Genomic DNA, 11,714 nt, shown 5'->3' with positions numbered 1-11,714 from the left:
ATGGTCTTGTCCCGCCTTCCGGGCCTGCCCGTAGCGGGCAAAGCCTTCCAAATCTTGCTTCTGTTGCCCTCTAAACCGCACTCCTCTCGCCTTTTATCACTCTCCGGCTTTCTTGACGCGGCCCTGTCCCAGGGAAAGCGTGGAAACAATCAGTCTTGACCTTGAAGATTACAGGCATAAAATGACAAACTGGCTCGCGAGCAAAACGTAATAGAGTGAAGCGTCGCTCGTGAAGCGTGAAGCGGAAAACCCAACAGTCTTACGAGATACGTTTCACGAGATACGAGAATATGTACGAAGCATACTGGAAATTGAAAACGCGGCCTTTCCAAAACACCGCTGATCCGAAGTTTTTCTGCCATTCGCCCCAGCACGATGAGGCCCTGATGAAACTGACTTATGCCGTGAATGAAAACATGGGCGCGGCCATGCTGACCGGCGCCTACGGCTGCGGCAAGACTCTTCTTTCCCGGGTCCTTCTGCAGCAGCTGGGGGGCTTGTACGTGGCGCGGACCTGCCTGGCCCATCCGGGCATGGCGCCGGTGGATATTTTGCGCGCCGTCGCGCGCGCCATGACCGATGCCGCGCTTTCCGCGGAACGCGCCAGCCTGGTGCCCGACGCCCTCCTGGAGGCAATTGAACGCTCGCTGAAGGAAAACCGCCGCGACGGAAAACGCACGGTGCTTGTCATTGACGAGGCCCATATGCTGGATAATCAGGCGGCGCTGGAGGTTGCGCGGATTCTTTTGAACTTTCAGCAGGACAATGAATTCATGATGACCATCCTGTTTCTGGGGCACCTGGAACTGGCGGAACGCGTCGCCGCTCTTAAACAGCTGGCCCAGCGCATCCCGATTACCTGCACTCTCAGCCATTTTAACAGCGCGGACACCTTTACCTATGTCCAGACGCGCCTCTCAATAGCCGGCTGCAAAGAAAAACTTTTCGCCGATGAGGCTTTACAGCTTATTTACCGCAATTCCGGCGGGATTCCCCGGCGGATCAACACCCTGTGCGACGTGAGCCTTACGTTGGGATTTGCCAAGAAGGCGACCGTCATAGACACTAATCTGGTGCTGGAGGCTTCCGAAAAATTCGGGATTATTTAAACCGTTCCATGAAAACATATGACAGTTTTGCGGAGAAGTTTCCAATATTAACAGCGAATCGTCAGTGGTAAGTTCTGAATGGCGGCACTGCCGCCTTATCCGAACGTAAAATTTGCGCGCGAAAAAATAAACTTGTAAAAAGAAAGGGAAAAATATGGCCGATCTTGTTGTTCCGTTGAAAATCATTGCGCAATGCCTGGCGATTCTCTGCCTGATCCTGGCGGTGCTGCTGCTTGTCTGCCCCGGCGTTTTTTCCAGAATCAACCGCGTTTCCAAGATATGGTTTCCAACCGAGCGGCTTGAAAAGGAATTAAACCGGACCCGCGACATTGACGCGCAACTGCTGAAAATCAGGCGCATCCTCGGCGTCATCGCCCTTGCGCTGGCGTTTGTTTTTCTTCTGATATCGTTGAAATAGTCAGAATTGCCGAAATGGCGCTGAAATTTCGGCAACGTGGCTGCTGCGGGCCTTGGCTTTAACAAGAAGTCGGACGCCCGCAAGCGGGGGGGGGGGGGGGCGTGAAGACATGATGAAATACAAGACGCTGCTTGAAAACCTGCCTCAAAAAATCTTTTTTAAAGACAGGAAATCCGTCTATCTTTCCTGCAATAATAATTACGCAAGGGATTTGAAGCTTAAATCGGATGAAATCGCCGGAAAGACGGATTATGATTTTTATCCCGAAGACCTGGCCGCAAAATACAGGGCCGATGACAAACGTATCCTGTCGTCGGGGAAACCCCTGGAATATGAAGAAAAATATATCCAGGACGGAAAAACAATTGTGGTCCAGATAGTCAAAGCGCCCATCAGGGATGAGCGCGGACGCATCACCGGCATCGTCGGCATCTTTCATGACATAACCGCCCGCAAGCGGGCCGAAGATGAATTGAGGGCATCCGAGGAAAAATTCAGGGTTATTTTCAACGGCGGAACGGATGGAATATTGCTGGCCGATGTGGAAAACAGAAAATTCCATCTGGCCAACGCAGCGGCCTGCCGGATGCTCGGTTACAGCCCGGCGGAATTTAAAAAAATAGGGGTCACGGACATCCATCCTGAAAAAGATATCCCGTATGTTCTGGACCGGTTTGAAAAACAACTGAAGGGCATAACATCCCTGGCCAAAGACATGCCGGCGAAACGGAAAGACGGGAGCGTTTTTTATGCCGACATTAACGCTTCGGTGGTAACCATCGCCGGCAAGGCGTATCTTGCTGGTTTTTTCCGGGATATCACCGACCGCAGATTCGCGCTTGAGGCGCAGGCCGCCAGCGCCGCCAAGAGCCGATTCGTCCGCAATATCAGCCACGAAATCCGCACGCCGTTGAATGGCATCATCGGGGTCGGCGAGCTTTTGCTTGAAACCAGGCTGTCCGGGGAACAAATGGAATACGCGCAAATCATCAATGCCAGCGCGGAGAATCTCCTCAACATCATCAATGCCACCCTTGATTTTTCAAAAATTGAGGCCGGCAAGCTGGAGCTGGACAATATTGATTTCAATCTCAGGGACCTGACGGAAGACATCACCGGAGCGCTGGCAATCAACGCCGCCAGGAAGGGGCTTGAGTTGATCGGTTTTGTGGAGCCCGATGTGCCGGTCCATCTGAACGGCGATCTGAACCGTCTGCGCCAGATTCTTTTAAACCTGGCCGGCAACGCCCTGAAATTCACATCCAGGGGCGAAGTCGTTTTGAACGTGGCGTTGGCGGAAGAAAAAAACGGCCGCGCAGTTTTGCGTTTTTCCGTGCGCGATACCGGCATCGGCATCCCGGCTGACAAAATAAACATCCTTTTCCATTCCTTCACCCAGATAGATTCTTCGTTGTCGCGCAAGTTCGGCGGCACGGGGCTGGGACTGGCGATATCCAGGGGGTTGGCGGAACAAATGGGCGGCTCCATCGGCGTTGAAAGCGATTGCGGGAAAGGTTCAACTTTCCGGGTTATAATTCCTTTTGCGCATGCGCGGCGCAAAACGGCATCGCCCGGTCCGCGCGCGGATTCCGGCGGGACAAAAATACTGGTGGTTGACGACAATAAAACCAGCCGGATAACGCTCGCCAGACAATTAACGGCCTGGAATTTCAAGGTGAAAACGGTCCCCGGCGGCCTTGCGGCGCTTGCCGGAATGCGTTCCGCCGCAAAAAGGGGAAGACCCTTTCGCGCGGTCATTATTGACCAGCGCATGCCGGGCATGGATGGGATTACGTTTGGGCAAACCATCAAGGCTGACGCGGCGCTCAAAAATACAATTCTTTTGCTGATGAATTCCAGGTGGCCGCCGCCGGAGACCTGCGTTCAAGACGAACGGGTTTTCGCCGCCGTGCTTCTCAAGCCGATCCGCCAAACGGCCTTGTATTATAACCTGTTTGCGGCCATCAAGGGCAAAAAAATAAGTGGCCGGACGGGAAACTGGCCGGCGCGCCGCCGAACACGCGAACGATACTGTTCCGGCAGGCGAATGCGCATTCTCGTTGCCGAAGACAATCCGGCCAGTCAACAGGTTGTTTTGAGCATCCTGAACAAAATGGGGCACTCGGCGAACGCCGTTTCTAATGGCCTGGAGGCGATCAAGGCGCTGGAAATGATGCCTTACGACCTTGTCCTTATGGATGTCCAGATGCCGGAAATGGACGGCCTGGAGGCCACCGCCGTTATTCGCGATCCCGCCTCGCAGGTGCGCGACCATGATATTCCGGTTCTGGCGCTTACCGCGCATGCCATGGATAACGACCGGAAAAAGTGCCTGGCGGCCGGAATGACCGGCTACATTGTCAAGCCGGTCGGCATGGAATCCCTCAATCATGCCATCGCCGGCATTTCCCGGCCCGGGTCCGTTGCCGCGCGCCGGAACGAAACCGGTCCGGGAAACGCCCCGGAAGCCGTGTTTGATTGCAAGGCGTTTTCCGGCCGGATAAGCGGGACCAACGCGCCGGTCCGCAAGATCATAAATCTTTTCCTTGCGGAAACGCGGGCGCAAATACGCAGGCTTGAAGAAGCCGTTAAAAAACGCCGCCAGCCGGATGCCGCGCGGCTGGCGCATGTCATTAAAGGCGGCGCGGCTACTTTCGGCGGCAATCAACTCCGTTCCCTGGCGCATCAGATCGGCCTTGCCTGCCAGACCGCCAAATGGCGGGCGGCGGCGGAGATCGTGCCCGGGTTGAAAGAACAGTTTGCGGACCTTGAAAAAGCCATGCGCGCCTACTTGAAAACGTTAAGGCCGGAAAAGCCGGCGAGGGTGCCGCCGCGGCGCGGGCGCCGGAAACCCGGCGGCAAAAAAAAGCCGTGGCATTTGCCCTGACTGCTGCCGGAGATACTGCCAGACAGCGCTGGACAAAACGGCGAAATGTAAGATATTTTAACGGAACTGATATTACAAGGCAACACTGTTGCGAAAGGGAATAAAACATGGGCGGTGAAGGCAAGCGGATTTTTATTGTTGAAGACGAACAGATAGCGTTAATGGTCTTGCAGGCTTGCCTTGCGCGGCTCGGGCATCAGGTCGTCGGGCATGCCGCTTCGGGAGGCGAGGCTTTGAAGCGGATCAAGGCCGCCAAACCGGACCTGATCATGTCGGATATCAAGCTGGAAGGCGATATGGACGGCATTGATCTTGCCGACGCCGTTCATAACCAGTACGGAATTCCCGTTATTTTTGTTACCGGTTATTCGGATAAAAAAGTATTGAACCGCGTCAAGGCCAGCAGCGCCTGCGGTTTCATCCTTAAACCGTTCTCGGACGATGAATTACAGGCGACCATTGACCTGGGGCTGCACGAATATGACCTGGAAATCAAATTAAATCAGGCCTTGAACGCGATCAAGCAGAGCGAGGAACACTACCGCAGCCTGTTTGACGATGCGCCCGTCGGTTATCATGAAATTGATCTCAAGGGCAACCTGGCGCGGGTCAACCGGACCGAGCTGAAAATGCTCGGATATACCGAGTCGGAAATGATCGGCCGGCCGGTGTGGGATTTCGTGGAAGAGCATGAGACGGTCCGCGAGGCCGTGATGGGAAAGTTAGGCGCGGGCAAGATCAGCGCGCGCTTGTTTGAGAGAAATTACCTGCGGCGCAACGGACGTTCCATTCCGGTGCTGATCAATGATTGCCCGATCCGCGACGCCGGGGGGAAATTGCTGGGCATACGCAGCACGATCATGGATATATCGTCGTTGAAAGAGGCCGAGGCAAAAACGGCCTCTTTTTTTGCCATTACCGAAAAAAGCGTCATCGGGATTGTTGTCGCCTCTCTAACCGGGGAAGTGCGCTATTTTAACCCGGCCGCCGAGGAATTGCTCGGCCTGCGCCTTGCGATTCCGGAAAAATCCAAGTTGAAATCCGATGATATCAAGGACGCCTTGCCGGTCATTGTTGAAAAAAGCGCGGACGAAATTGACCAGGCCGAATACGCGCGCCGCATCAGGCCGGTGATTGGGCGCATCTTGAAGCGCATAGAAGATTTCAAGAACGGCAGCCGGTCCCGCGCGGCGCTGGAAAACCACGGCGAGGAGATTGAAATCGCGCTGGCCGACGGCGAATCCGGCATCGGGGAAGTGCGCGTCGCCCATACCGCCTGGGAAGGAGAACTGGCCTACCTGATCTCCATATATGACATCACCGAGCGCAAGAAAACAGAAGAAGAGCTGAAATCGCTGGACGTTCTCAAGACCGAATTCATCTCCACTGTTTCCCACGAATTACGCACGCCCTTATCCATTACCAAGGAAGGGGTCAGTCTGGTTTTGGACGGGGTCCCGGGCGCGGTTAACGAAAAACAATCCGTTATTCTGACCGCCGCCCGCAACAATATTGACCGGCTGGCGCGTATCATTGACGACCTGCTGGATATCTCCAGGATGGAATCAGGCAAGATCGGGTTTAAAAGAGAACTGATAAATATCGCGGAACTGGTAAAGTCAATCGTGGCCGGGTTTGAACTGCGCGCGAAAGAAAGGAAACTCGTATTACAGACCGATTTCTCCGCCAATGAAATCAAACTTTACGCCGACCACGACAAAATTATCCAGATTTTTACCAACCTTATCAGCAATGCCCTGAAATTTACCGAAAAGGGCGGGGTTAAAATCTCAGTCAAGGAATTGAAAGACAACGTCAAGTGCGTGGTCGCCGATACCGGCGTCGGTATTTCCGAAAACGATCTGCCCAGGGTATTCGGCAAGTTTCAACAATTCAACCGGTCGGTCGGTCCCGGCGAAAAAGGGACCGGGCTCGGCCTTTCCATTGTCAAGGGGCTGGTGGACCTGCATCAAGGCGCAATCCGGGTTGAAAGCAAACCGGGCGTCGGCTCAAAGTTCATTTTTGTTTTACCCAAGTTGCCGCCATCCAAAACAGGCGGATAACCGGCCGCGCTTGGTTTGACAAAACGCGGCTGCCGGCGGAACGCGCGTCTGCCATGCGCCGGCCGGGGCTTAATGCAACGATGCGAGGCGAGGCATAAATTGAATAAGAAAAAAATACTCTTGATTGAAGATGAACCCTGCCAGATCATGATGGTTAAATTCCGCCTGGAGGCGAATGACTTTGACTTTATCTCCGCCCCTGACGGCGAAAGAGGTTTGCAAAAAGCTTTTAATGAAAAACCGGATTTAATCCTGCTTGACATAGTTATGCCGAAAATGAACGGCTATGAGGTCTGCCGGCGTTTGCGGCGGAACCCGGCGACCAGAGACATCCCCGTTATTCTGTTCACCGCCTCGGCCGGCAATGATATCATCCAGAAATGCCCGGCCTGCGGCGCGGACGATTACATCATCAAACCCTTTGAATCGGCGGATCTGGTGGCGAAAATAAAGGCGTGGCTTAAAGAAAGAGAAAAACGCGGCTTTAAAAAATGATGTTTTTTTTCTTGCAAAAAAAACACGGGATGTTATTTATAAATCAATAACAGGATTTATGCTTTTTATGAGACAATTATTTTTGGGTTGCTGGGCCGTTCTCGGCCTTGGACTGGCGGTTATGCTGGCCGGCTGCGAGGGGGAAAAGGACGATCCGGCCGGCGTGGAAGAGTATTTCAGCGAAAATCCCTACGAGCCCGCGGAACGCGGCGATGTTTTGCTTACGATTAGTCCCGCCTCGGCCAAAATTAACATTGTCGGCCAGGAAGTCATTTTCACCGTCGCCGGCGGCGACGGCGCTTATCGCTGGTATCTCGCGAACGAAAGCAACGGCGAATTGAACTCGCACGGCGCCAACCAGTGCGCTTACAAATGCAAAAAGGTCGGCAATAATACCATCACCGTTCAGGATGAAAGCGGCCATTATGCCGCGGCGCAGATCACGCCGGAAACCGACACGATGACCGTTACGCCTTCTTCCGTTACCCTTTCCGGCGGGGCCCGGTATGTGTCGTTTTCGGTCAAGGGCGGAACGGCGCCTTATACCTGGATTGCGGGCAACGCCCAGTTGGGCACGGTTTCGTATTCAGCTTCTGCCAGTTATACCGCCGCCTATACGGCGGTTGCGAACGCCCACGGGGAAAACACCGTCACGGTCAGAGACGCCGAGGGTCGGACGGCTGTCGCGACGGTGAAGCAGCAACCATAATTTTTTCCAATGAGAAGGATTGTTTTTCTTACAACTGGTTCAATGGTCTGCGGATTGGTCATGGCCGTTTTATACCTGGCTTACGCCCAGGAAAACGGCGTTGAGCCGCAAAACGCCGGGCAGGCCGCGCAAGCGCCCGCCGGGGAAAGCCAATCCCCGTGCCCGACTGCGGAAACCGCAACCGTGAACGGCGCCGGCGGGCAAGCCTCTCTTCCAAACGCGCCGGCCGCGGCGGCTGAAGGGCAGTCTCCGGAAGCGCAGAACGGCAACGGCCGCGCCATTGAGTTGCCGGTGGGCGGCGATGTGTCGGCGGCCGGGGCGCTGGCGGGCGCGAATACGAATTTGATTTCAATTTCCCTGGACAATGTTCCGGTCCAGGACGTGGTCAACATGTTTGCCCAGATATCCGGCGCCAACATCATCACTTCCGGCTCCTTTACGAATGTTTTTGTCACGGCCAATCTCAAGAACGTGGAGTGGAAAACGGCTTTGAAGCTGGCCTTGGGTTCCGTCAATCTGGCGATGATAGAGGATCCTTCCGGTATCCTGATGGTGGTCACTTCCGAAATGTACCGGGATAAAATCCAGCAGATAGAGGAAACCAAGCCCCTCGTTACCAGGACTTTTATGCCCAAATATCTCAGCGCGGTTGACTTGATTGAGCAGATCAAGCTCTTGAAGATCCTTTCGCCGCGCGGCGCCATCATCACCAGCCAGAGCAAGGAGCAGGACAAGGTCAGTTTGAAATCCACCGGCAACGCGAGCGAGGGCGTTACCCAGAATCCGAGCATCACCACCGCCATTGTGGTCAGCGACATCAAGGAGTATGTTGACAAGGTGGAAGCCCTGATCGCGCAGCTTGACCGGCGCGAGCCGCAGGTTTTCATTGAGGCGCGCATCATTGACGTGGGCGTTTCCTACAACCAGAAGCTGGGTTTTGACTGGGGCATGCTTGAAAGGTTCGGGGTGGGGGCTTCCCTTCAGGACGCGCAGTGGAAATTTTCAGACGACCGCACCGAAACCGCATCTACCGACGCCCGCAATAATCAGTGGGACAAGCGCCAGAGGAAAGACACCTTGAAACCCCGTTATGACAAGGACGGGATGCCATACGAGGAGAGCACTACCACGTGGGAGGAATCCCCCCCTGGATCTGGAAACTGGGTCCAGAAAACCACCCTCACGCCCACGCGGGAAATTGACGATATAGTTGATGTCGGCCGGGATATTACTCTGGACCGGCGCGACAATGTGGTGGACACGTTCAGCGAGGGCAAAATGGGCGCAATGGTGCTTTCCGCCACCGACGTGGCGCTTTATTTAAGCGCGCTTAAACAGACCGGTAATGCCGACATGCTCTCGCATCCGGTGCTGATTGTCGGCAACCGGGTGGAGGCCAAAATCCATGTCGGCGAACAAACCTGGCGCATAAGCCTTAAAAAAACCAAGGACGGCACCGGCGTGAATATATCGGAAAATTATTCGGAGGACGCCGCTCCCGTTGACCTGGGGCTGAAACTCTGGGTCATTCCCGAAATAGACGTGGCGAACGAAAGCGTCCGCATGACAATTGAGCCGGAAATGACCGTCTGGGTCAAGGATATTACCACGGCCCAGGGCTCGGTTTATCCGGTGATCAGCACGCGGCGTATCTCAACCCGGGTGAATGTGCCCAGCGCGCATACGGTGGTCATCGGCGGCCTCGTTGAAAACAAAAAGAGCAAGGCTGAAAAACGCGTGCCGCTCCTGGGCGATATTCCTTTGCTTGGCCTGCTTTTCCGGCACACGGAAGACGTGGATGAAAAGAAAAATCTGCTGATCATGCTGACGCCGACAATTCTTGACGAAGATAAACCGCTCACCGGCATGGAAGCAATCGCGCAGTTGACCGTCAATAAGTTTGAGCAGGCACCCCTGCTTGCGGTTGGCAATGCAGCCACCAATCAGGCTGATGCCCAGCCGCTTGCCACCAACCTTTTCACCCCGTCATCCGGCTTTGCGCCGGCAGTGCCCGCCGATTCGCCGTCTCCTGCCGCCCCGGACTCTACCGCCGCCCCTGTTTCTCCTGTTGCCCCTGTTACGCCGGCTGCGGAGGGAAACGCGCAGCCTTCCGCCGCGCCGCCGTCTGATGCCGGGACGCATTGACATGGCAACTGTTCAGCGCAACCGCTCCCGCCGGAACAATCGTGAACCGTGATAACCGGATAACCTTGACATGCACATGAAACTTTTTCCCAAAGGCGCCCGCAATTACGCCATTCTGCTTGTCGTCCTGTTTTCCATTGCCGCTATTGCCACCTGGCAGGTTATTGATTTTACGACCGAACGCTTTTTGCTCCCGGACCAGGAGCATGTCGTGCATGGCTTCGGCCTGGCCGTCTGGGCGCTCACCATGGGGTTGATGTTTCTTTCCGGCGCGCTCGGCCTCCTTGCCATTTCCGCCACGGCCGAATGCGAAAGCCGGCACCGTATTGCGAGGATTATCAATAGGATGAATTACCTTGCGGACGGGTTGCTGGCGCTGGATTATCAGGGGCGCATTGAAGGGATAAATTCCGCCGCGCGCAATCTTTCCGCCGTTCATGTTAAAACCGGCAAACGTCTTTTTATCCGGGAGATTTTCCCTTCCTTGACGGAGGAAAATGCGGCCCGTTTGTTGCACCGCGCCAGCCCCGCGGAAATTGAAAGCGAAAGCGTTTCATCTTCCGGATTGCGGATGCTGCGTTTCCGTTCCCAGCCGGTGGAGGGGCTGATCCTGGTGCTGGTCAGCGATATCACCGAAATGCATGCCGAGCATGTCCGGCGTCAGCAGACCGCCAAACTGCAGCTGCTTGGACGCATCGCCGGGGGGGTCGCGCATGACTTTTCCAATATTTTAAGCGCAATTTCCGGCCATGCCTCCCTGATGCAGCGTTTCGGCGGAGACCAGCGCACCCTCCATGATTCTATCGGAGTCATTTTGAGTGAAACCCAGCGGGGCGTGCAGTTGTCGCGCCAACTTCTGGTTTTGAGCCGTTCCCCGGATTATGACGGGCAGTCCAGCGCCAATCTTTCCGAAAATGTCAGCGAAGCCGGAAAATTGCTCTGCGTGGCTTTGTCGTCCGCCTGGATCGTAAAAACGGAGATTGCCGGGGTTTTTCCGGTTGTGCCGCTCTCGCCGTCCCAGATTGTCCAGATTGTCCTCAATCTCGGCCTGCTCGCGGCCGATGCCCTTAAAAAACCGGGGAAAATAACAATTGAATTAAAGCCGCCGGACGACGCCTTGCGGGATGCCCGTCGCTTTGCGGCCGTTATCACCATGGTTGCGTCGGCGAATAATCAAACGTCAACGCACTCCCTTGAAACCGGCGCAATTGATACCACGGGCATTATTCCTTCGGTTGTGCGCGCGCTTGTGGAGGAAGCCGGCGGAAGGCTGGATGAGCTTTATGCCGCCGAAGGGAAAAGCGTTTATAAAATCTGTCTGCCCCGCGCTTCCCGGACGGATAACCCCGCTTTAACTCCGGTGAAATCAATAATCAAGGGATCGTTCCGCCTGAAACAGTGGCGCATTCTCCTTGTGTCCGCCGGCGAGCGCCTGGCCTGGCTTGCAAAAATGCTGGCTGATCTCGGGGCGGTTGTTGACAGGAAAACCACGGTTGAAGCCGCGTTCTCTTTCATTGATCAGGCCGTCAAGCCGGATGTTATTATTGCGGACAGAAGTTGTTTTGGCGAGGACGCCGCCGGCCTTCTCAAGGCGGTGCGTAAAATTTGCCCGGTTTCCGGCATGATAATCGTAAGCCCGCGCGCGGAAAACGAAGATTTGAGGAATGAGGATGGATTCGTTTTCCTTGAGCCCGATTCCAGCGGGGACACATGGCTGGATGCCGTTGTTAATTCAATATCGCTTGCCCCGCCTCAAAAATAGATGGTATGAATGAAGCTTGAAGGTGGTTGTCCTGATCGTTGGGATAAAACTTTTCCAGTTCTTTGGCAGCGCGTTCGTAATGGGCCAGGCATTTTTGCTTGGCCTGGGCAGCGATGGTATTGTAGG

General features: G+C 54.9%; 8 protein-coding genes. All 8 read left to right on the top strand.

Features of this window, described 5'->3' with window-relative positions; genetic code table 11:
- Positions 1 to 236 precede the first annotated feature (236 nt).
- The 8 genes from PHP98_10280 (at position 237) to PHP98_10245 (ending at position 11,588) form a co-directional block, all read left to right on the top strand.
- Complete coding sequence (locus PHP98_10280) at positions 237 to 1,109, top strand: AAA family ATPase (GenBank protein MDD5484013.1); 873 nt, start codon at positions 237 to 239, stop codon at positions 1,107 to 1,109.
- A 154-nt stretch (positions 1,110 to 1,263) separates the two neighbouring features.
- Positions 1,264 to 1,527, top strand: coding sequence for a hypothetical protein (locus PHP98_10275; protein ID MDD5484012.1), 264 nt, complete (start codon positions 1,264 to 1,266; stop codon positions 1,525 to 1,527).
- 109 nt (positions 1,528 to 1,636) lie between these two features.
- Entirely contained in the window at positions 1,637 to 4,414 is a 2,778-nt protein-coding gene (locus tag PHP98_10270) for a response regulator (GenBank protein MDD5484011.1), read from the top strand.
- Between the two features lie 107 nt (positions 4,415 to 4,521).
- Entirely contained in the window at positions 4,522 to 6,477 is a 1,956-nt protein-coding gene (locus PHP98_10265; protein MDD5484010.1) for a PAS domain S-box protein, read from the top strand.
- Positions 6,478 to 6,576: 99 nt separating this feature from the next.
- Positions 6,577 to 6,972, top strand: a complete 396-nt coding sequence (locus PHP98_10260; GenBank protein ID MDD5484009.1) for a response regulator — start codon at positions 6,577 to 6,579, stop codon at positions 6,970 to 6,972.
- A gap of 67 nt (positions 6,973 to 7,039) precedes the next feature.
- The gene (locus tag PHP98_10255; protein MDD5484008.1) at positions 7,040 to 7,681 is read left to right on the top strand and encodes a hypothetical protein; all 642 of its coding nucleotides are present in this window, start codon (positions 7,040 to 7,042) and stop codon (positions 7,679 to 7,681) included.
- A 60-nt stretch (positions 7,682 to 7,741) separates the two neighbouring features.
- Positions 7,742 to 9,826 carry a hypothetical protein gene (locus PHP98_10250; protein MDD5484007.1) on the top strand — a complete coding sequence of 695 codons (2,085 nt, stop codon included), beginning with the start codon at positions 7,742 to 7,744 and terminating at the stop codon, positions 9,824 to 9,826.
- Between the two features lie 70 nt (positions 9,827 to 9,896).
- Positions 9,897 to 11,588, top strand: a complete 1,692-nt coding sequence (locus PHP98_10245; protein ID MDD5484006.1) for a histidine kinase dimerization/phospho-acceptor domain-containing protein — start codon at positions 9,897 to 9,899, stop codon at positions 11,586 to 11,588.
- Positions 11,589 to 11,714: the final 126 nt, after the last annotated feature.

It is taken from the genome of Kiritimatiellia bacterium, from assembly GCA_028715905.1.
Taxonomy (GTDB): Bacteria; Verrucomicrobiota; Kiritimatiellia; order JAAZAB01; family JAAZAB01; genus JAQUQV01.
The sequence above is the reverse complement of the archived record's forward strand: the minus strand, read 5'-3'. Positions and strand labels throughout refer to the sequence as shown.